Origin of the sequence: Thermonema lapsum (assembly GCF_011761635.1) — a bacterium.
GTDB classification, from domain to species: Bacteria; Bacteroidota; Bacteroidia; order Cytophagales; family Thermonemataceae; genus Thermonema; species Thermonema lapsum.
Map to the genome: position 1 here is coordinate 203012 of NZ_JAASRN010000002.1, position 22249 is coordinate 225260.

At 48.1% G+C, this 22249-nt stretch carries 19 protein-coding genes; 6 read left to right on the plus strand and 13 right to left on the minus strand.

Features of this window, described 5'->3' with window-relative positions; translation table 11 throughout:
- The first annotated feature begins 10 nt into the window (after positions 1-10).
- A complete protein-coding gene (locus FHS56_RS06205) occupies positions 11-3007 on the plus strand; it encodes a tetratricopeptide repeat protein (protein ID WP_166919037.1) in 2997 nt (998 codons plus the stop codon).
- Between the two features lie 67 nt (positions 3008-3074).
- Here the strand turns inward: FHS56_RS06205 and FHS56_RS06210 are convergent, their stop codons facing one another.
- From FHS56_RS06210 to dacB, 11 genes are all read right to left on the minus strand, one after another.
- A complete protein-coding gene (locus FHS56_RS06210) occupies positions 3075-4568 on the minus strand; it encodes an LptF/LptG family permease (RefSeq protein ID WP_166919038.1) in 1494 nt (497 codons plus the stop codon).
- Positions 4568-4960 (minus strand): START-like domain-containing protein, encoded by a 393-nt coding sequence (locus FHS56_RS06215; protein WP_166919039.1) that lies wholly within the window; start codon positions 4958-4960, stop codon positions 4568-4570. The genes FHS56_RS06210 and FHS56_RS06215 overlap by 1 nt, the downstream gene beginning before the upstream one ends.
- A gap of 160 nt (positions 4961-5120) precedes the next feature.
- Positions 5121-5426 carry a 30S ribosomal protein S10 gene (gene rpsJ, locus FHS56_RS06220; protein WP_038032688.1) on the minus strand — a complete coding sequence of 102 codons (306 nt, stop codon included), beginning with the start codon at positions 5424-5426 and terminating at the stop codon, positions 5121-5123.
- Between the two features lie 53 nt (positions 5427-5479).
- Entirely contained in the window at positions 5480-7612 is a 2133-nt protein-coding gene (fusA, locus tag FHS56_RS06225) for an elongation factor G (RefSeq protein ID WP_166919040.1), read from the minus strand.
- Between the two features lie 27 nt (positions 7613-7639).
- Positions 7640-8107, minus strand: a complete 468-nt coding sequence (rpsG, locus tag FHS56_RS06230) for a 30S ribosomal protein S7 (RefSeq protein ID WP_166919041.1) — start codon at positions 8105-8107, stop codon at positions 7640-7642.
- A 106-nt stretch (positions 8108-8213) separates the two neighbouring features.
- Positions 8214-8594, minus strand: a complete 381-nt coding sequence (gene rpsL / locus FHS56_RS06235; RefSeq protein ID WP_166919042.1) for a 30S ribosomal protein S12 — start codon at positions 8592-8594, stop codon at positions 8214-8216.
- A 172-nt stretch (positions 8595-8766) separates the two neighbouring features.
- Positions 8767-9777, minus strand: coding sequence for a FecCD family ABC transporter permease (locus FHS56_RS06240; protein ID WP_166919043.1), 1011 nt, complete (start codon positions 9775-9777; stop codon positions 8767-8769).
- A gap of 64 nt (positions 9778-9841) precedes the next feature.
- A complete protein-coding gene (gene feoB / locus FHS56_RS06245) occupies positions 9842-12004 on the minus strand; it encodes a ferrous iron transport protein B (protein WP_243844169.1) in 2163 nt (720 codons plus the stop codon).
- Positions 12005-12235 carry a FeoA family protein gene (locus FHS56_RS06250; RefSeq protein WP_166919044.1) on the minus strand — a complete coding sequence of 77 codons (231 nt, stop codon included), beginning with the start codon at positions 12233-12235 and terminating at the stop codon, positions 12005-12007.
- 346 nt (positions 12236-12581) lie between these two features.
- The gene (locus tag FHS56_RS06255; RefSeq protein ID WP_243844170.1) at positions 12582-13787 is read right to left on the minus strand and encodes a lysophospholipid acyltransferase family protein; all 1206 of its coding nucleotides are present in this window, start codon (positions 13785-13787) and stop codon (positions 12582-12584) included.
- A gap of 101 nt (positions 13788-13888) precedes the next feature.
- The gene (gene dacB / locus FHS56_RS06260) at positions 13889-15346 is read right to left on the minus strand and encodes a D-alanyl-D-alanine carboxypeptidase/D-alanyl-D-alanine endopeptidase (RefSeq protein WP_166919045.1); all 1458 of its coding nucleotides are present in this window, start codon (positions 15344-15346) and stop codon (positions 13889-13891) included.
- On the opposite strand from dacB, the gene FHS56_RS06265 reads away from it, so the two are divergent.
- Both FHS56_RS06265 and FHS56_RS06270 read left to right on the plus strand, forming a co-directional pair.
- Positions 15345-16265: a DUF58 domain-containing protein gene (locus tag FHS56_RS06265; protein ID WP_166919046.1), complete on the plus strand. Its 921-nt coding sequence runs from the start codon at positions 15345-15347 to the stop codon at positions 16263-16265. The two genes, dacB and FHS56_RS06265, sit on opposite strands and share 2 nt — an antisense overlap.
- Positions 16266-16350: 85 nt before the next feature.
- Positions 16351-16911, plus strand: coding sequence for a ferritin (locus FHS56_RS06270; protein ID WP_166919047.1), 561 nt, complete (start codon positions 16351-16353; stop codon positions 16909-16911).
- Positions 16912-17053: 142 nt separating this feature from the next.
- On the opposite strand, the gene FHS56_RS06275 is transcribed toward FHS56_RS06270, so the two are convergent.
- Positions 17054-17482 carry an EVE domain-containing protein gene (locus FHS56_RS06275; RefSeq protein WP_166919048.1) on the minus strand — a complete coding sequence of 143 codons (429 nt, stop codon included), beginning with the start codon at positions 17480-17482 and terminating at the stop codon, positions 17054-17056.
- Positions 17483-17680: 198 nt separating this feature from the next.
- On the opposite strand from FHS56_RS06275, the gene FHS56_RS06280 reads away from it, so the two are divergent.
- From FHS56_RS06280 to FHS56_RS06290, 3 genes are read left to right on the plus strand one after another with little or no spacing between them, the layout of a single operon-like run.
- Positions 17681-19345 carry a TonB-dependent receptor gene (locus FHS56_RS06280; protein ID WP_166919049.1) on the plus strand — a complete coding sequence of 555 codons (1665 nt, stop codon included), beginning with the start codon at positions 17681-17683 and terminating at the stop codon, positions 19343-19345.
- A gap of 46 nt (positions 19346-19391) precedes the next feature.
- Positions 19392-20603, plus strand: a complete 1212-nt coding sequence (locus tag FHS56_RS06285) for an HU domain-containing protein (RefSeq protein ID WP_166919050.1) — start codon at positions 19392-19394, stop codon at positions 20601-20603.
- A gap of 59 nt (positions 20604-20662) precedes the next feature.
- Positions 20663-21349: a MotA/TolQ/ExbB proton channel family protein gene (locus FHS56_RS06290; RefSeq protein WP_166919051.1), complete on the plus strand. Its 687-nt coding sequence runs from the start codon at positions 20663-20665 to the stop codon at positions 21347-21349.
- 146 nt (positions 21350-21495) lie between these two features.
- On the opposite strand, the gene FHS56_RS06295 is transcribed toward FHS56_RS06290, so the two are convergent.
- The gene (locus FHS56_RS06295) at positions 21496-22185 is read right to left on the minus strand and encodes a TapB family protein (RefSeq protein WP_166919052.1); all 690 of its coding nucleotides are present in this window, start codon (positions 22183-22185) and stop codon (positions 21496-21498) included.
- Between the last annotated feature and the right edge of the window lie 64 nt (positions 22186-22249).

Genomic DNA, 22249 nt, shown 5'->3' on the forward strand with positions numbered 1-22249 from the left:
TTTCAACCTTATGATTAAAAAAAGCCTAATTGCCGCAAGTCTATTTACCAGTATAGGATTCTCGACTGTTACTTATGCCCAAAGCACCTACGGCACTCAAGCTGAAGCTATGCTATGGCAAGCAGCACAAAGCTTGCAGTCTATGCAATGGAGCTTGGGCGCTTTACCTTCGTGGAGTTTCTACAAAAAAATAGCCGGACGCAACGATAAGCTCTATGCTGCCTTCTATGAAGCCGTAGATGCCCTGCGCAGCCGCCAAGCCGACGGCATCCCTCTGGCAGAAACTTTTGTGCGGGAACATCGCTTTCATCCGCTCACGCAATACATGCATTACGAGTTGGGGCGTTACTATTTTCAAGAGAGAGATTTTGCCCGAGCCTTAGCGAGCTTAGAAAACATCGAAAGCGACCGTTTATCGCAAGATGCCCGCAGCGACACGCAATGGATGCTGGGCTACGGTTATTTTATGCAAAATCAATACAACAAAGCCTATGAGCAGCTCGCGTCACTGAAAAGCTATGCCAACCCCTACCGAGGGGCGGCTCTTTATTACTGCGGCTATATACGCTATCAAGAAGGGAAGTATCAGGAAGCTCTGCGTGACTTAGCCGCTGCCACCGAGTATCCAGAGTTTGCGGCACATGCTCACTACCTCATTGCACTCACCCATTACAGCAAACAGCAATACCAAGAGGTAGTAGCATACGCCAACAAAGTCCCGACACAAGAAGTCAACCCGCAGTTTCTGCTTATTTTGGGCGATAGCCATTATCAACTGCAGCAATACCAAGAAGCAGCCAAAGCCTTTGAACAATACCAGCGTAAACAAAGCATTGCGCAGCTTCCGGCAGCCGTGCGTTACCGCATCGCTTACAGCTACTACGCTTCGGGGCGCTATGCACAAGCCATCGATATTTTCCGCTCTTTGGCAGGCTTGCAGTCGCAAGACCCCAACGAGCAGCGACTGGCTCAAGAAGCCATGTACTACATGGGGCTGGCTTATTTGAAACAAGAGCAGTACCCCAGCGCCCTGCTGGCATTTGAACAAGCCCGTAAAGCCACCCACCAACCAGAAGTGGCGCGCTTAGCCCAGTTCTATTATGGCAAATTGTGTTATCGCCTGAACCGACGTGCCGAAGCCATCGAAGCACTCAACCAATATGTGTTGGAATATCCTGGTAGCCCGGAAGCCAAAGAAGCCAAGCAACTCATCACCCGCTCGTATCTGTTCAACAACGACTACCCAAAAGCCATCAGCTATCTGGAAAAACTGCCCCAACTGAGCACCGAAGAGCAAAAAATTTATCAGGAGGTAGCCTTCACCCAAGCCACGCAGCTTTTTAACAGTGGCAATTATCGCGAAGCCATCAGCTACTTCGAGAAAGCGACACGCTATCCGATAGATGCAAGCCTTGCCCAACGTGCGCACTTAGGTATCGGCGATGCCTATTCAGCTCTGGGGGAGTATGAAAAAGCCATTACTGCCTATGAAAAAGCATTGAAAAACGCTGCTCAAAACTACACTACAGCTATGGCATTGTATGGCTTGGGCTATGCTCATTACAACCTACAGCAATATCCACAAGCCCAAAAATACTTCGAGCGCTTTTTGGCAAGCCAACATATCAACGAAAAGCTGCAAGCCGACGCTTTTGTGCGCTTGGGCGATTGTCATTATGTGCAGAAAAACTACTATGCCAGCTTTGAAAGCTATGCCAAAGCACTGCAGAAAGGCTACCCCGACGAGGATTACATCTATTATCAGCAAGGCATCATTCTCGACATTCAGGATAAAGATGCAGAAGCCAAACGCACCTTGATGCGCATCGTGCAAAAGGGAAGTAGCAACCTTTATTATGATAAAGCGCTCTTTCAGTTAGGACAGATTGCCCTGGAAGCAAAGCAGTACCAAGAGGCGGTAACGCACTTCTCTACCCTCATGCAGCAAAAGCCCGGCAGCCCCTTGGTTGCGCATGCCTTGTTACGGCGGGCAGTCGCTTATAGCAACATGCAAAAAATAAACGAAGCCATAGAAGACTACAAGCGCATCATCGAGCAGTATCCGAACCACCCGGCTACGGCTGCCGCCCTCACTGGTGCACAAGAGCTACTCACTCAAAACGGGCGCAACGAAGAGTTTGAGGCATTGTTAGCTATCTACAAGAAAAACAACCCCAACAGCGACAACCTCATTGCTTTGGAGTTCGACGCTGCCAAAGGTATGTTTTTCAATGAAAAATACGGCAAAGCCATTGCCAGCTTTTCCCTCTTTTTACAAGAACACCCCAATAGCCCTTATGCCTATGATGCACGCTACTATCTGGCAGAATCCTATTACCGCACCGGCGATTTGGCACAAGCCGAAAAATTGCACCTTCAGGTCATAGAAGAGAAGAAAAGCACCGGCTACACGCGCTCACTGCAACGCATGGGCGATTACTACATGAGCAAGCAAGAATACGCCAAAGCCCAGCGCATGTGGCAAGAACTGCTGCAGGCAGCCATGAACCAGCGTGAACGCAGCAAGGCATTACAAGGGCTTATGGAAGCACACTATGCCACGCAAAGCTATGACTCCACCCTGTATTACAGCGATGAAATCCTAAAAAAAGAAATGGCAAACACCCTCGCCTATAATACCGCCCTGCTGTATAAAGCCAAAGCACTTATAGGCAAGCAGCAGTTCGAAGAAGCCAATCAACTGCTCAAGCGCATCGCTACTGAAAACAGCGACGTATTCGGAGCAGAAGCTCAATATCTAATAGGCGAATTGCTGTATAAGCAAAAACAATACAAGGCTTCATTGGAAGCACTCTTTGCGCTGAACGAACGGTTTCCTAACCAAATCAAATGGCGCCTGCGTGGCTACTTGCTTATTGCCGACAACTATGCAGCCTTAGGCGATACTTTCCAAGCAAAAGCAACCTTAGAGTCAATCATACAGAATACCCAAGACGCAGAAATATTGGCTAAAGCTAAGCAAAAATTGGCTCAGCTATCCAAATAGCAGCCATATAAAAAAGAGAGGCGGTCGAAATGCCTCTCTTTTTTTGTAGCCTGTCATAAGCAGCTACTCAAGCTTCTTGCATATTTTCTTGCTTTTTGTTGCGTAGGCGTTGCCCCAAGCGACGGAAGTAGTGAATGTAAATGTCTTTGTCGAACATACGGGAGTCGTTGCGTGCTTTCTGCAAGAAAAATAAGCCAAAAGCAAAGAGTATAAAATCGGAAGTCCACATTCCCCAAAAAACAGATACAACTCCGTCCTTTGCCCATTTCTCACCGGTCATAGAAAGCGCATAGAAGAGAATGAAGAAAACGATAGACACCAAAATGGGCACTCCCAGTCCCCCCTTCTTAATGATAGCCCCCAAAGGAGCACCTATCAAAAACATGATAAAACAAGCCAGCGAATAGGTATATTTGCGGTGCTTCTCGATAAGGTGCTCACGCACCTCTTTCTCTTTGTCTTTGATAAGTTTTTCTTGCATATCCAAAAACTGCTTTACCCCTCGAGCCTGCCCTACTGCTCGCTGCAAGATAATGCTTAGCTGGAAGTCAGAAATGGGGCGCTGCTTCAATGAGTCCAGAAAGCCTTCCGGTAAAAGGAAAGCACTTTCCCGAACAGGCACCGACCACAACGAATCCATAGGCTTGGGGCGCCGCTCTTCTAAATGGTAAGTAAAATATGCCGACATATTCTGCGGGATGTTCTTTTTCAAATGATTGACTTCTTGGCGCAAAGAGTCAGCGTCTGCCTCCAGCTCATTGATGGTCTTCATCATACGGTGATACATAAAGAGGGAATCAGGGATTTCACTCATCTCGAAAGCCGATAAGCTGAAAACCATCTTGGTATGCTCAAATTCATGCCGCAGGAATTGCGTGTTGCTATATACCTCTTCGGTGTAGTCGGAATAGCTGCGCCCATTGAACAGCTCCATCACCAAGTATTTGCCATCTAAGATGGTGTACATATAAGCCGAGTCGGCTATGATTACTTCTTTGTTGCCTTTATTGGCTGTGTGATTATAAATCATCACCTTGCGCAACAGTTTACCGTCGCGCTCTTTCTTTGCCACCTTGATGCTATAACCCGGCAAGCCGTTGTAAAAAGCCCCTTCTTTCAAGTCTATGGAAGCCTTGGTTACCCGTATGTTGTAGAGCGTGCTGTATGCCTTGAGGTTAGCATAAGGCACCACGCGGTCGCTGAACCACAAAGCAACCGCAGTAATGATGGCAGCAAATACGCCAATGGGACGCAGCACACGCACCAACGAAATGCCGGCACTTTTGATAGCCGTCAACTCGAAGTGTTCGCCTAAGTTTCCAAAAGTAATCAAACAGGAAAGCAAAACAGCCAAAGGCAGTGCCATAGGTGTCAGGCTCATGCTGAAATACATGAGCATCTTGGCAAATACCATAAAGCCCACATCTTTGCCTACAAGCTCCTCCACATACCCCATCATGGTGTGGATGAGCAGTATGAAAACAACAACGGCATAAGTGAGGAAGAAAGGACCTAAAAAGCTTTTTAAAACTAATTTGTCAATGATTTTAACGCGCATCATTACCCTCCGACGATTTCTTTAAGGCTTTGCACCAAGCCATCCCACAGTTTATGTAATTCTTCCTCGTCGTCCATTTCCGAGAAGTCGACCACCTTCAAAAAGGTGGACCCGATAATGTCATTATAATCGAGAAAGAACTCCACAAAATTAGCTTTTATTTCGTCATCTCCGCTGTCGGTAAACACAAACTTCACATGCTTATTGAGGCGGCGACTCACCACACGGGCAGAATGCCGTTCTCCCTCCCACTCAAAAAGATAGTTTCCATCAGGCAGTACTTTTACGTCATCGGCAAACCACTGCGATAAGCCCTCCGGGTTCAACAAATAAGGATACAACATGCGAGGTGATGCTTTTATTTCAAATTCTTTTTCGAAACGGTATTTTTCCATAGCCCTTTCTCTTGGTTTAAATCCTCAAGTGCTTTCTGCAATTAAACAATTTTTAACATTTCACAAAAAGACACACTCAATTCAATAATCAAAAGGGCAAAAAAAGAAGCCGTGCACATAATATGCACGGCTTCTGGAAAGAATCACATAAAGACAACCCTCAGACTTTGATTTTCACATCTACCCCACTGGGCAGCTCAAGCTTCATCAAGGCATCTACGGTTTTGGGGCTGTTGGAGTAGATGTCAATCAAGCGCTTGTAAGTGCAAAGCTGGAACTGCTCACGCGACTTTTTGTTCACGTGAGGTGAGCGCAATACGGTGTAGATTTCCTTTTTAGTAGGCAAAGGAATGGGACCGCTTACCACTGCACCGGTGGCTTTGACAGCCTTCACAATGCGCTCAGCCGACTTGTCCACTAAATCGTGGTCGTAGGATTTGAGTTTGATTCGAATCTTTTGTGCCATAGTTTTTTATGTTTAAGGCGGTGCCCGTCCGGCACCGCTGTTAAATCCTGTTTTTATTTTACGGAAGCGCCTTTCATCTCTTCCAAAATCTTAGCCTCCAAGTTGGTAGGCACAAACTCGTAATGCGAGAACACGATGGTTGCCGAGGCACGCCCCGAAGTGATGGTCCGCAGGTCGGTTACATAACCGAACAATTCAGCCAAAGGCACGAGGGCACGAATCACTTGGGCGCCAGCACGGGTATCCATACCACGCAACACCCCACGACGACGGTTCAGGTCACCCGTTACAGCACCCGTAAATTCATCGGGGGTTACTACTTCTACGCTCATGATGGGCTCCATTAAGCGCGGCGCCGCTTTCTTGGCAGCTTCTTTGAAACCAATCTTGGCAGCCAATTCGAAAGACAGCGAGTCAGAGTCCACTTCGTGGTATGAACCGTGGAACAAGCGCACGTACATCGATTCTACGGGGAAACCAGCCAAAGGACCGTTCTTCATGGCTTCCTGGAAGCCCTTCTGAACAGCAGGGATGAATTCCTTGGGAATAGCGCCCCCTACGATTTGGTTCACGAACTCCAACCCAGGCTTGTTGTCCTCTCTGGGACCAATTTCAAATACGATATCGGCGAATTTACCACGACCACCGGTCTGTTTCTTATACACTTCGCGGTGTTCTACACGCTGTGTCAGGGCTTCTTTGTAAGCTACCTGCGGTGCACCCTGGTTAATTTCCACTTTGAATTCACGCTTCAAGCGGTCGATGATGATTTCCAGGTGCAACTCGCCCATTCCTTTCAGGATAGTTTGCCCAGTTTCTTCGTTGGTTTCTACCTGCAGGGTGGGGTCTTCTTCGAGCAGCTTACCGATAGCCTGGCTCAGCTTGTCGCTGTCGGCTTGGGTTTTGGGTTCGATAGCATAACCAATCACAGGTTCGGGGAACTCCATAGCTTCCAGTAAAAGCGGATGTGCCTCGTCGGTCAGGGTGTCGCCAGTTTTGATATCTTTGAAACCAACGGCAGCAGCGATATCACCCGCTTGCACGCGGTCGATGGGGTTCTGCTTGTTGGCGTGCATCTGCATGAGGCGAGAAATACGCTCTTTACTGCCGGTACGGTTGTTCAATACATAAGAACCAGCCTCGAGCTGCCCCGAATAAACGCGCATAAAGCACAGACGACCTACATAGGGGTCAGTAGCAATTTTGAAAGCAAGCGCCGTGAAGGGACCAGAGTTTTCAGGCACACGCTCTTCTTCTTCGCCGGTTTTGGGGTTAGTACCTTTTATCGGAGGTAGGTCCAAAGGCGAAGGCAAGAAGGCGCAGACAGCATCCAATACAGCTTGTACCCCTTTGTTTTTGAAGGCAGAGCCACACAAAACAGGGAACATTTTCATGTCGATGACTGCCTTGCGAATGGCGGTCAGTAGTTCGTCTTGGGTAATGGAATCGGGGTCTTCAAAATATTTTTCAAGCAGAGAGTCGTCGTACTCGGCTACTGCCTCTATCAACACTTGGCGCCACTCTTCGACTGTCTCTTTCAAATCTTCGGGAATGTCCACATATTCATAGGTCATTCCCATGTCTTCCTCGTTCCAGATGATGGCGCGGTTTTTAATAAGGTCAACCACGCCGCGGAATTTATCTTCTGCGCCGATGGGCACCTGCAAAGGCACCGGATTGGCGTTGAGACGCTCTTTAATTTCGTTTACCACGCGGAAGAAATCGGCGCCCACCCGGTCCATTTTGTTTACAAAACAGATACGGGGCACGTGGTACTTGTTTGCCTGACGCCATACGGTTTCGGACTGAGGCTCCACACCACCCACAGCACAAAACAGCGCCACAGCACCATCCAATACCCGCAATGAACGCTCTACCTCTACGGTAAAATCCACGTGTCCGGGGGTATCGATAATGTTAATACGGTATGCTTTGGTATCGGGAGTAGCTAACCCTTTTTCGGTAGGATACTTCCACTGCACCACGGTTGCTGCCGAGGTAATGGTGATACCACGCTCTTTTTCCTGCTCCATCCAGTCCATGGTAGCTGCCCCCTCGTGCACCTCCCCTATCTTGTGGGTCAAGCCGGTATAGTAGAGGATGCGCTCGGTGGTGGTGGTTTTACCCGCATCGATGTGCGCCATGATGCCGATGTTGCGCAGATACTTTAATCTTAAGTCAGCCATTGTATTTCGATAATTTGATTGATGGGATTAGAATTTGAAGTGAGAGAACGCTTTGTTGGCTTCTGCCATACGATGTACGTTGTCTTTTTGCTTCACAGCGGCACCTTCGCCTTTAGAAGCTGCGATGATTTCGTTTGCCAGACGCTCTATCATGGTCCTTTCACCGCGAGCACGCGCAAAGCGAATCAACCATTTCATGCCCAAAGACTCGCGACGCTCAGGACGCACTTCAGTAGGCACCTGGAAAGTAGCCCCTCCTACACGGCGGCTACGCACCTCCACGCTAGGCATTACATTGTTCAGTGCTTTGCGGAATACTTCGATGCCTTCTTCGCCGGTTTTCTCTTGCACTATATCCAAAGCACTGTAAAATATCTTGTAAGCAAGGCTTTTCTTGCCTTCTTTCATCAGATTGTTTACAAACTTGGTTACCTGAACATCACCAAATTTAGGGTCAGGTAATAGGTATCTTTTTTTCGGTTTTGCCTTTCTCATGATACATCTTGTTTTGGTTACTCAACCGGTAATTAGCCGCGCCATTTACCGGCTGTTCGCTTCACACTACGAGGATAGAAACGAAAGGTTGAACAATCGGTTTAAATTACTTTTTCGCTTTGGGGCGCTTGGTTCCATACTTCGAACGTCCCTGCTTGCGGTCAGTTACACCGGCAGTATCCAAAGCGCCACGTACGATGTGGTAACGCACACCAGGAAGGTCTTTCACACGACCACCGCGTACCAACACGCGAGAGTGCTCCTGCAAGTTGTGTCCTTCACCGGGAATGTAAGCAATGACCTCTTCTCCGTTGCTCAGGCGTACTTTGGCTACCTTACGCAAAGCAGAATTTGGCTTCTTGGGGGTAGTAGTGTACACTCTGGTACATACCCCACTCTTCTGCGGGCACTTGTCCAACGCAGGCGACTTACTTTTGTAAGTCTTTGGTTCTCTTCCGATTCGTACTAACTGTTGTATGGTTGGCATGTAATCCTAACGTTTTGGTTTACTCACACTTCATTTTTTTGAACTGCAAAGATAGGTAAAAAAGTATTGAATTCCAAACAACTACTCCCTCTTTCCTTGCAAAGAAAAGGCTCACCTTAGGCAACCACCAACCACTCACACACTCCACTTTTTCTAAAGGGAACAGAAAAGCTCAGGTAGCCAGCATTTGTTTTCGTCTTCTCCAGAAGATAGACAAGACCAAAGGCGCTCCTATCAACGAAGTAACCACATTGACCGGCAAAGTGTAATAGGTATCAAACAAACGAGCCAGTAAGTCGCAAGCCATGCAAAAAGCGGCGCCCATAAGCCAAGCAAAGGGGATGGTAAGCAAGTGGTTTTGCCGATGTAGCAGCAGGCGGGTCAGGTGTGGCACAGCGATGCCTACAAAACCAATAGGTCCACAAAAAGTAGTAGCAAGCGCAGTGGCAAATGCAGCCCAAAAGATTATCCACCGGCGCATAAAACGCAACGAAACGCCCATACTGCGGGCATAATCTTCGCCCATCAGCAACAAGTTGAGCTGGCGGGCAGTGAGCCAAGGTGCGCACAACAATAACAGGCTGCCTGCCAAGAACCAAGGCACATGCTCGAGCAACAAACCGTCGAAGCTGCCCATCATCCACACAAAGAAGGCTTGCAGCTGCTCGGGACGACTCAGATACTGCCACAGACTGATGAGGGCGCTGCCCAGATAGCCCAACATGACGCCCATCAAAAGGAGGGTATTGTTATCGGTCAAATACCCGCTGAAAGCCAACAGCAGCAGCAAAACCACAGCAGCACCGGCAAGAGCTGCTACAATCACCCACCCTAAATGCAGGCTAAGTGCCACAGTGCCCCAAGTACCGCCCCCCAAAACCAGCACTATAAACGCCACGCCTATGCTCGCCCCGGTGCTAATACCCAAAATGGAAGGACTTGCCAAGGGATTGCGAAAGAGCGTTTGCATGAGTAAGCCCGCTACCGAAAGCAGCGCTCCACAACCAGCAGCCGCCAACGCACGTGGCAAGCGTATTTGCCAAAGTATCTTTTGCATGCCAACAGCCTGTAGCTCGGCAGGCGAATCGATAGCGCCATTCCCACAAAGCAATTCCAAGCCAAAGAGCAACAAACAGATAAGCAACAGCCCGCCACCACGCCATAATAAAGCTTTTCCGCGCATGGAGTTGTGTATTGTGTGGGCGACAAAAGTGCAAAAAATGAATACAAGCACCAATAGGTGTCAATCAGCTCAACCATTGGTAGGCAGCCCAAGCACTCAGGTAGGCAATCGCCGACATGTAGAGCAGCTGCCACAAAGGATACTTCCAGCCGTGTGTTTCGCGATACATCACTGCCATAGTACTCATGCACTGCATGGCAAAAGCATAGAACAAAAGCAGGGACACAGACGTAGCCAAGTTGAATACTGGCTTACCGGTATGGGGGTTTATCTCGGAGCGTAGCCGTTCTACCACCGTCATTTCATCTTCGCTGCCTATGCTGTAAATCGTAGATATGGTACCGACAAACACTTCCCGCGCAGCAAATGAACTAATCAAAGCAATGCCTATCTTCCAATCGTAGCCAAGAGGACGGATAGCCGGCTCAATGAAACGCCCCAAGTAGCCGGCATAAGATTGCTCGAGGCGCACCGATGCCACCGCATTTTCTATTTGCTCGTCGGTGGCTTTGCCTTGTAGCTGCCTACGCAGCTCACGCTCGGCTTCTTCCATAGCATTGCCGGGACCAAACGAAGCAAGCCCCCAAATCAAAACAGAGATGAGAAGAATCACCTTACCGGCTTCTACTACAAAAGTGCGGGCTTTCTCCCATACAGTTAGCAGCAAGTTGCGCCAGCGGGGCAAGCGATAAAGTGGCATTTCCAACATAAAGAAACTTCGCCCCTGCTCCATGCGCAAAAAGCGGTTAAGCAACCAAGCCACCAGCAGCGACATGAGTGTACCTAACAGATACAAGCCCAACATCACCACGCCTTGCAAGCTAAGCCATCCCCACAGCAACGTATTGGGCACTGCCAGTGCCACCAGCACCGTATAAACGGGCAAGCGTGCCGAGCAGCTCATCAGCGGCACCACCATCATGGTAATCAGGCGTTCTTTGGGATTTGGGATAGTGCGTGCCGCCATGATTGCCGGGATGGCACACGCTACCCCCGAAACCAAAGGCACCACGCTGCGCCCGTTCAATCCAAATTGCCGCATCACTTTGTCCATCAGCACAGCCACACGCGCCATATAGCCGGTTTCTTCTAAAATACCCAACAGAAAAAACAGAATAGCTATCTGGGGCACAAACACTAAGATACCCCCCAAGCCCGCCAGCAAGCCGTCGGCTACAAACGACACCCAGAGGCTATCGCCCCCCTGCAGGTGTACCCAATTTACAAACTCCGAAAAAGAAGCGTCTATCCAGTCCATGGGGACACTTGCCCATGTAAAAACGGATTGAAAAATAAGCAGTAGCACCAGCAAGAAAGTGGCATAGCCTGCCAGCGGATGCAAAAGCCAGCGGTCTAAAAGCCTCGTTAGGCGTGAGTAGTTCCCGCCTTTGGTCTGTTTGAGTACTGTCTCTGCCAAGATGGCATCAATTTGTTCATAGCGCTGCAGTACTTCCTCACGTTGCAGGTTCAGCGCTTTGAAAGGCTCTTTGGCATGTAAAATAGCGCGCTGAATACTGTCCTTTTGGGCTTCGGTCAAAAAAGACAAACGCTCGAACAGATGCAGGCAAAGCCATTGCGCATAGGCACTCAAGCCCTTAGGCAAATTTTCTTTGAGCGACGCCTCAAAATATTGGTCAATCAACGGCGCCACGTCATAAAATGAACGGCAAGACGGTTTGATTTCAGTCAACTTCTCTTTGAGCTGTTCTATACCTACGCCCTTGCGGGCATTGGTAGCTACCACTTCTATGCCCAACAGCTGCTGCAGCTGCTCCGTGTCTATGCTGATGCCTTCTTTCTCTGCCACATCTACCATATTCAGCACCAGCAGGATGGGCAATCCCAAGTCAATAAGCTGAGTACAAAGCAACAAATGACGCTTCAAGTTGGCGGCATCGGCTACCACCACGACGGCATCGGGGTAGTCTTTGCCTTCGGGGTTGAGCAACACCTCCAAAACAACCTGCTCGTCCAACGATTTGGGATAAAGACTATAAATACCCGGTAGGTCCAGCACTTCCAGCTGGTTTCCTGCTGTGAGGCGACAAATGCCTATTTTTTTATCGACGGTTACACCGGGGAAATTACCTACCTTTTGGTTTAATCCTGTCAGTGCATTGAATAAAGTCGTTTTGCCGCTATTGGGGTTACCCAACAATGCCACTTTTCGGATACGACGCTTTACGCCTACTTTCTGCTCATTGCTCATGCGGTGCGCATCTTTCATTTAGGAAGCGATTAAAATGGTTTTTGCCTCTTCTTTTCGCAACGATAACTGATAGGTTTCGTCTATACGCACACCAATAGGGTCTCCCAGAGGCGCTACAAATACCAGCTCAACCCATGTATTAGGCAAAAAGCCAAGTTCAAAAAGCTTCAAAGAGAGTTGCTCGTCAAGCAATGCCACAATGCGGGCGCGCTCTCCCTTACGCAAGTCTGCCACGCTTCTACGGTTCATATTTTATTTAGACTTGTTTTAAATTGCTGCAATTTAATAAAACTGCGTTTTGCTGCCAAATGTAGGTGTCTCGAAAAATGCAAATCAATGACTTTTATCAACGCAGGCAGTCGTCTCCTTCCGCCTATCCTCTCTTACGAAGCAAAAGTACAGTAAGGAAGCTCCCTTCCTCCAAAAGAGGCAAGGGAGATTTCTCGCTTACACTCGTAATAAAAAGCGAGTTGCAAAGAACATGAACTAACTTTTTTTGGCTTGCACTCTCTAAAATCTAAAATAAATCGAGCGACACCGAAGGAATGCCTCGATGCCGCTCGTCTTTTGCCTGCCAAATATCCCTTTTACCTTATTACTTCAAACGACGGAACCCCGAAATACCCAAAGGTATCCACCCAATCAACGGCAGATAGTAGGCAATCACTTTGGGGTTTTTGAATAAGATACGCCACGTGGATAAAAAACCCAGTTTCAGTTTAGACTTGCGGTCTCCCTTCTTAATGCGCACGCGCTCCCATTCGGCAAACAACAGAGGCCAGCCAAAGGGCAAAGTATAAGGGAAGTAACGAATCCATTTCCATTGAGCTTTGAAGAATGATTTCCAATCATAAGGTTTGCGCCCGTATTGCTTCACCGCTTCATTCAGCTCTTCTTGCATCATATCGCGTATTTTGTCGGCGATGGCGCGAAAATCCTCATAAGTCATCTCTTCGTAAGGCTTGTCTGTCATTTCGTAAGGCTTGATGCGCTTGCCTTTGATGTAGGTGAGGCGTGCGGGAAATGCCATGTAGAAAATCCAAGGAAACACCAGGATGAAAGGCGTAATGAAGCCGATGGGAAGGAAGGGAATACCAATCAGATTGACCAGCTTATTTAAAAAATTAGAGCAGTAGCTGTAGGGGTTGATGTATTCGCCGTTTACGGTATAGAACGGAATGATATCGGTTTTGTATTTGATAGCCATATGCACCATTGAGCTGGAGAAGCGCTGCAACTGGTAACGCCGATGAAAGCCTTTACCTATGCCCGGCACCCCTTCTGGATAAATCATCACGTTGAAATCATTTTGGTGCATCATGGTTTCGAAATTCAGGAAAGTAGCATCGACGCACCCCATGCGTTTCCAGAGATATTTTATTTGGTAGGGGTGCATCAGCACAGAAGCCGAAAGCATGGGGGCAGTCAGCGGGCGGATGGCGTCGGGTCCATAGTGGCAATGTTTGTGGACGCGGTAAACCCACACCATGCCGTCCCAAGGGAAAGCCATGCCCGAATGGTTGCTGGCAAAAATCAGCGGTCGATTGGGGTTGTTGCGTTTTGGGAAAGGGTCAAGGTCAATGAGACGCGAGCGGAAATAGGCAGCATCCAGAATTTCCATTACGTCTTGCGCAAAGAGCTTGCCCAGCTCTAAGTCAAAATGCTCGTCATAAATATGCCGATTGGCAAGCACTTCTGAAGGAGGCGGTACATTTTCCAAGCTTTGTTCTCCATTTACATCGGACATCGGGCGAAGAGCTGCTTCTTGTGGCTTCACCGGCTTATGGTCTGGGCTTTGCATGATGGTTACAATTTACAGTTATCATAATTTCAGCATCTTAAAAGATATGACATTACTTCTGAAATTCCAAAACAAAAACAAGTAACTTGCAAGCCCTGTTGCTATGGCAGCTGTTGCAGCAGTTGCTCGTAAAGACTCAACACTTTTGTATAAGAAGCCTCTGCTTTGTTCATCATCAAGGCAAAGGCATAACGCCTGCCGCTAACACTGTGGTAATAGCCTGCCAAGCATGCTACATCGCGCATGCTACCTGTTTTTGCCCACACTCTGCCCGCCAGAGGGGTGCCTACACCAAAACGGCGCAAAGTACCGCTATGAGCGGCTTGTGCCAGGCTTCGGCGAAAGTCCTCTGCATAAGGCGTATGTGCCATAAAACGCAAGACCTCTACTATGCTTTTGGGCGACAAGGCGTTTGCAGGCGAAAGACCGCTACCATCTAAAATACGGGCATTATCAAGCGCTACTCCCTGCCCCCGCCAAAAAGCTTTTATCACTTCTGCCGCATCGTTGTGAGCACGCGTTGACCCCATTCGTATTGCCAGCGTTTTGTACAAGCCCTCAGCAAAAAGGTTGATACTTTTTTGGTTGGTCTCAGTGATGATGTCGAGCAAGGCAGGCGAACGATACGTCCACAGCAGTCGCACATTTGCAGGTTGCTCCACTCGACAAGGGGCTGCCACAGACAAACGGCACTTTATTTTTGATTTTTCAAAAAATGTCTGCACTTCTTGCAAGAAATAAACAGTAGGGTCGTGCATCATCAGCTTCACGGAGAAGGTGCCGCCCATAGGATAGGTGCCCCGCAAAAAACCATGGGTTTGATATGCCGCTCGGTCGGCATACACGCGGTCGCCGCTGCCCGCTTCACCCGTAGTTACCTGATTCACCCACGAGTCCACAGTAAAGGGCAGCGAAGGTTCTATTTTGCGCAGCACCGCCGGTTGTCCCGGTGCACTGCCGGGCGTGAAGTAAGCATAAAGGGTATTGTCCCGCCAATTGAGCTCATAAGCCGGCGCTGCATAATAGTTGCCCAAGTCTTCCCACGTCCAGCCGTCGGGGGTTACGTTGGGGTCATAAGGCGTTTTCAAGAGGCAGACGCCCCGCGATATTGAATCGATGGCGTGGTGCCGGAGCGCTGCCCCCAACGCCTCCAGAAAAGCAGCCGGAAGTGTATCTGCAAAATAGCGACTGCCCAAGGAAGGGTCTCCCGAAGGCGCAATCATCAAATAACCATCCAAGCATCTGCCCGACACAGTCCCTACAGCATAAATTCCGGTTTCATAGCGGAAGTTCGGTCCTAAGAGCTGCAAAGCGGTGGCAGTGGTTAGTAGCTTCATCACCGAAGCAGGCGCCAGCAAACGCTCAGCGTGCACATTCAGTATTTCTTTGTCTTGGGTCAATTCGTAAATATACACCCCATCCCAAGCTTGGCGGTAGTCGGGCGCCTGCATTTGGGCTGCCCACCAAGAAGCAAGCTGCTGCTGTGCATGCAATGCCCCTTGCGGCAAGCAAAAGATTAGCACGAAAAGCGTATATTTGATGAAACGGCTACGATTCATGACAAAACGGACTATTGATTTAGAACAGATACGAGAATTTAGCAATATAGGCTTACTTGCCAAGACTTTGGTCGAAGGCTTTATTGTAGGCTTGCACCGCTCACCCTTTCATGGTTTTTCGGTAGAATTTGCCGAACACCGCCCCTACAATACCGGCGAAAGCACCCGCCACATCGATTGGAAAGTATATGCCAAAACCGACCGCCTATATACCAAACGCTACGACGAAGAAACCAACCTGCGAGCCTATCTGGTTTTGGATGTATCTTCATCGATGTATTACCCTCTACCCCATTTCGACAAACTCACCTTCAGCGTGATGGCAGCCGCTTCTTTGGCTTATTTACTTCATAAGCAACGCGATGCCTTTAGTTTATGCACTTTCGACCGCCAGCTGCTTTATCAAAGCGAACTCAAAAGCACCGCTACACACCTGTGGCAGCAATTCGAACAGCTGCAAAGTCTGTTGCAAAGCAAGCGCCCGCCCTTATCTGGCACAACCGCCGCTGCACCTGTTTTGCACACACTTGCCGACAAAGCCGGCAAACGTGCTTTGTTTATCATCTTCAGCGACATGCTTGAACACAGCCGGCAAGTCGAAGACATCTTTCAGGCGCTTCAGCACCTGCGCCACAACCGCCACGAGGTGCTCCTCTTTCATGTATTGGACTACCGTACCGAAGCCTCTCTTGATTTCCCCGACCAAGAGCAAGAGTTTATCGACTTGGAAAGTGGCATGCGTCTGCGACTGAACCCCCAAGAGGTGCGGCAACAATACCGCCAGCAAATGCAGCGTTATGTGCGCGCGCTGAAGCTGCGTTGCGGACAATACGGTATCGATTTTGTGGAAGCCGACGTGCGCATGCCCTTTGAGCAAATTCTGAAAAGTTATTTAATGAAACGCAACAAAATGGTATGAACAGTCAGTTTTCTTTTTCATATTCATAATTTTCGCTAAATTCATTTTATCAATCCAGTAAGTCAAGAAAAAAATATCAAAAACTATGACAAAGAAAAAAGAAAAAAAGCTTGAAAAAGGACGCCGCAAAACCTCTTTGCAGGCTGAAATAGAAAAAGCACTAAACGAACAGGTAAAGCTTGAAGCTACCTCTTCGGCAAACTATTTGGCAATGGCAAGCTGGTGCGATATACAAGGTTTTGAAAACAGTGCCAATTTTTTTTACAAACAATCAGACGAAGAGCGCACCCACATGCTCAAAATATTCAAGTATATCAACGACATGGGAGGGCATGCCCTTACCCCTGCCATAGAAGCACCTGTACAGGACTACGACTCCTTACGGGCTGTCTTTGAGGCTGCTTTGAAAAACGAAATCCAGGTAACACAGTCTATCCGCAAAATCGTGGATTTGTGCCGTGAGAACCATGATTATGCCACAGAAATGTTGATGCAGTGGTTTGTGCGTGAACAGATAGAAGAAGAGTATATCGCACGCCGCTGTCTCGAGCTATTCGACATCATCGGCGAAGAAGGTTTAGGATTGTTCATGATAGACCAGCAAATTCCTGGCATCCACTATACCAGCCCAGACAAAGAAGCTTAAAACAAGTGTAAGACATGCGAAAGGGCAACAGGCTGTTGCCCTTCTTGTTCCTTTTACTGTGAGGCACAAATAAAACGATTTGCGAAACATAACAAGCTCTTCGCTCTTGCCGGAAATGAGAACCGTTTTAAAATTCTACTTTTTACGACTGTTTTTTGGCAGCCTTGTCCTGCGCCATCTGCAAAATGGTTTGATACTCTGCTTCGCTAACAGGCATCACCGACAGACGCGCCTGTTTTAGCAGCTTCATTCCAGCTAAAGCAGGCAGCTGCTTGATTTCGGCTAAGGTTACAGGCGCCGGCAGTGGCTGCTTGGGGCGCAGCTCCACAGCTACCCAATCGCCTTCCTGTGCCGATGGGTCGGGGAATGCAGCACGGCTCACTTCGGCAATGCCTACCAGCTGTTTTTCTTTGCCTGTGTGGTAATAAAACACAAGGTCTCCTACTTGCATTTGTCGTAAGTAGTTACGAGCTTGATAATTGCGCACGCCAGTCCATACTGTTTTACCATCTTTGAGCAACTGCTCAAAGGCATACTTTCCGGGTTCTTCTTTTACCAGCCAATAAGCCATGGTGTGTCGTTTTGATTTTACTGACGATAAAATGTAGCTTAATTTATGAAAGTTCGCTTCTTTTACCAATACAACCCTGGATAGCCACAGGAACCATTTTCTTGCACAGGTTCATGAAATAGGCGGTAAAATCATTAACTTTCGACAAACAACAGAAAATACATGTTTTACGTAAACCCAAAAGCGAAACCGTTAAATATGAAAAGATACCTTCCTGCCATTGTTTTGTTGATTTGGATAAGCAACCTCTATGCGCAATCGCCTTCGGGTATTGAAAGCGCCGAATTTGTCATAGAAAAAGAACGAGAAAACAAACTCCCCCCCGCACCACGCTCGTTCGAGCGGATAAACTTCACCCCTTATTGGATAAAAGACAGCAGTTTCAGCAATACCCCTTCGTTTCAAATCATCGAGCTGAGCTTGCCTGCGCTTGCCCCTCTGCAAGCGCAAACAGAACCTCAAAAAGCCCGCATTAGTAAAGAAGAAGTGCAAAGCGGCACTTTGATACAAGGCGGCTTTGGCAACTATGGCACCCCCCTGCTTCTGCTACGGCATGCACAAAAAGTATCGGACGAGCTCAGCTATCACGCCGCCTTCACCCATCGCTCTTCTGCCACAGGACCCAGCGGCGACAACAAATCGGGCGATGCCTACAACCAACTACGCATAGGCAGTCGCCATCGCCTGCATCCCAGTTGGTTGGTCAAGCCCTCGGCAGGCTTCGAACGAAGGGGCTTTTATTTCTACGGCTACGAGCCCACGCAGCTTGAATCCATCCAACGCGATTCTATTAAACAATACCTCCAGCGCTTCGACCTCGAAGTGGACATACAAAGCGTACAGCTAAAAAGCCCTTGGCGCATAGAAGCCCGACCCTCTTTTTACCACTTCAACGACCGCTTCAATGCACGGGAACAGACCTTTCACCTGCCCCTAAAAATACAGTATCAAAAGATACGCTTGTGGCAAGCAGGCTTGGACATGGAATGGCTCTATAACCGGCGCACCGATAGCTCGCGCATCAACCGTTCGTTGCTACAGTGGCGCCCTTATTTCCAATGGCAAAACGAACAATGGGACCTGCAGGCAGCCGCCCGCATCACCTTAGACAACGACAGCACCCTCAACAGCAGCCTACACATCTACCCCGACGTAGCGGTGGCGTACCACTTTCTTGTGGATTTCACTGCAAAAGTCGGTGTGCGCGGGCGCATGCAAGCCAATACGCTCTATGGCTTGACACAACAAAACCCATGGTTGGCACCCGAAATACAGCTTCTTCATACCCACATACCCATAGAAGTATATGCCGGACTACAAATCACCCCTTCGCCTGCATGGCGCTTTGAACCTTTGGTGAGTGTGTCGTGGCAACAATACCGCCCCTTCTTTGTGAACAGTTCGCTTGACTCAGCACGCTTCGTGGTACGCTACAATACCGAAATGATGCAACAAAGCGAAGTGAGCTTGCAGGCAGAGTACAACAACGGCAGAGGGTTCTACTGGAAGCTGCAAGGCAGTCTCTGGAAATATGCACTCAACAACAAAGAAACGCTACTCACCGAAGCTTACCACCTGCCTACATGGGCATTCAATAGCCGCTTGAGCTGGCTGCCACTGCCTAAATGGGAAGTGCAAATGCAGGGGCAATGGATGGGGGGCATACGTGCTCTGCGCCCCGACGGCAGCACCACGACTCTACAAGCCCTCTTTGACATGGGACTTTACAACCGCTACCAGTTCAATGAACATTTAGGCGCCTTCATACAGGCTTCCAACATATTCGGGCAGTCTTACAGCCGTTATTTGTACTATCCAAGCAGAAAGATTACTTTTATAGGAGGTCTTTCTTATCGTTTCTGAAACCAATGCTTAAAGGCTCCAAAAGCCAGAGATTAAATGCAGTCTTATGGAAGAAGTAATTAAAACAATCAAAGAAACACTCTACCAGCATGGGCAAGTGTGCCTGCCAGAGCTGGGGTGTTTGCAAGTGCAATATCGAGGTGCGCAAATACACGCAGCCATCCATAAGATATCGCCGCCCACTGCCAAGATAGTCTTCACTACCGACACACAAGCAGACAAGCGGCAGCTGCAAGAAGCCCTGCAAAAACACACCAATTTGCCCGCCAGTGAAGTAGATTCCCTTCTTAAAAGCCTCAGCACCACCATCAAAATTGAACTGGGCACACACAAGAAGTTCACCATTCCGGAGCTGGGAACCTTCAAGCTGCAATACGACGAAAGCATAGAGTTTGAACAAGACCCTGATGTAAACTACCTACCCGATGCCTTCGGTTTACCGGAAGTCTTCGGACAAGTGGTCGTACGTAGCGAAGAAGAAGCAGCAACACTGCAACAGGCGTTTACCAGTATGGCAAGTAGCCCGGCGAGCAGCGCCGATGAGGAACTCCCTACCCTACCTCAAGAAAAAGAGCGCAACTGGGGAGGCATCCTTGTCATAGCCTCGCTTTTCATGATTGCCCTTTTTGCCAGCTATGTGTTGTTCATTGACCCCTCGCTCAATCCATTCAATGCTTTGTTTGGCGCAAACAACGAGCAAGCAGAAGCCAAAACCACTGACGAAGAAAGTTTGGCAGAAAATCCAGATGCTACAGGAACAACAGAAGAGACAGCTGCTGCCGAACCGCTGCCTCTCGATGAAGAGAGGGCAACAGCTACTACTACAAAAGAAGAAGAAGTGGCAAAAGAAGAAGAAACTAGTAGCATAAAAGAGAGTAGCACCGCTGCCAACAGTTGGAACTATGAAAGCAACAATACTCCGTCTACCCCTACTCAAAAAACACAACCGACCGCCACAAATACCACGCCTACCCCACAGCCAGTAGAAGGCTATAACAAAGCCGTAGAATTCTATACGGTCACCAGCCCACAAAATCAATACTTTGTCATTGCAGGCAGCTTTACTAACAAATTACATGCCTATAAGGCTGCCGAAGAGTTTTTCCATAAAGGCTTAAAGAAAACAAGGGTGATAGTATCGGATGGGCGGTACCGGGTAGCTGTAGGCTTCGATGCCGACAAAGAGAAAGCCGACAGCCTCAGGATTGCCCTTCAACAACGCCTTGGAAAAAATGACCTGTGGATTTTAAAATATTAACCACACAATCACGTAAATTTGCAAGCTAAACGCGTCTTTACACTAAAAGAAAAAGATTTATGCTGTTACAGATAGATACGCTGCAAAACGCACTGCTGACGCCAGAAACCCCTACCGACGAAGCCATCAATTTGATAGACCTCCTGATGAAGGGCGGTTGGGTCATGGTCGTGCTCTTGCTTCTTTCTTTCGTTACCGTTTACCTCTTTGTGCAAAAAATCATCATCCTTACCAAAGCAAGCAAAACTTCACCGGGCTTCATGGAGCAAATACGCACCTTAGTGCTCAATGGAGACATCAATGCTGCCAAGATGCTTTGTCAGCGGGAGAATACCCCTACTGCCCGTATGATAGAAAAAGGATTGAGTCGCTTGGGTACTCCTTTGAAAAACATAGAAGCAGCCATCGAGAATGTGGGGCGCATTGAAATATACAAGTTAGAGAAGAATCTACCTCTGTTAGCAACCATTTCGGGAGCAGCACCCATGATTGGTTTCTTGGGTACAGTTACCGGCATGATTAAAGCTTTTATGCGCATTGCCGAACTGAAAAGTCAAGTAACGCCCGGCGACCTGTCCACGGGCATCTACGAAGCTATGATAACTACGGCTGCCGGCTTGGTGGTGGGCATCGTTGCCTATTTGGCATACAACTATTTGGTTACGAAAGTGCAAAAGGTGATTCACGAAATGGAATACAGCAGCATTCACTTCATGGACTTGCTGCAGGAACCTACCAAAGTGTAAATCCGATAACGCTTGCCACTGCGAACACTCGGCGACCATGTCGGGTGTTTCGTTTTTTTCATCAAATTTTAATAGCTGGAGCGGTGAAAAAAATAAGCAGGGAAGCAGCTTATACTGCCTCCCTGCTTACATATTCAAAAGACACACTATCTGGTATAAGAAGTCAAAACGAAGGTTCCTATCACCTTACCTTTTTTATTATAGGCTTCACTTTTCACCACCCCTATACCCCTCGCTATCCATGATTTGCTGTTGGAAGTAAAGGTGGGACCCGAACCCATTCTACCCATGGAAGTAGTAGTAGTTTCTGCAATCCTATAAGTTTCAAAGGTACCGGCAGGCGTGGTAATCGTCTCTTTGGCTTCGACGGTACGTTTAACAATCATCTCTTGAGTCATGGTCATAGGAGCGCCTTGTATTTTAAAAGTAATGGTTGCTCGTGCTTCGGGCAGTACCTGTCCGGGACTTAGGTTATTAGGCAGCTCCATAAATTCACCTTTCACATCAACTTCCATATCTCTCGTATTTCTTTCGTTCAGGTTGCCCAGCGCAAACTGCCGAAAGTCTATTTTTACATGGTCACCTTCACAAAGCACCGTATATTCATTATCGAAGATTTTATCTCCGTCTTTTTCATACATCTCGGTATGAACCGTTGCCTTACTGCCCTCCACTCTGAGGATTTTGGTAACCTGTTTAGTTTCTTCCCTTCCCTTTTGGTCGTAAGAGGTATATTGGAGGGTAGTCCCTTCATCAAAAGAGAAGAAAGCCTGCTCGCATTGAGCATAGGCATTTACACTAAGTAACGCCAATAAAATTGCAATAAAGGACTTCATATTACATTTCTTTTGGTTAATGAAAAAGACGGGAGGCAAAAATCAAGCCAAAAGAGCAATTTAA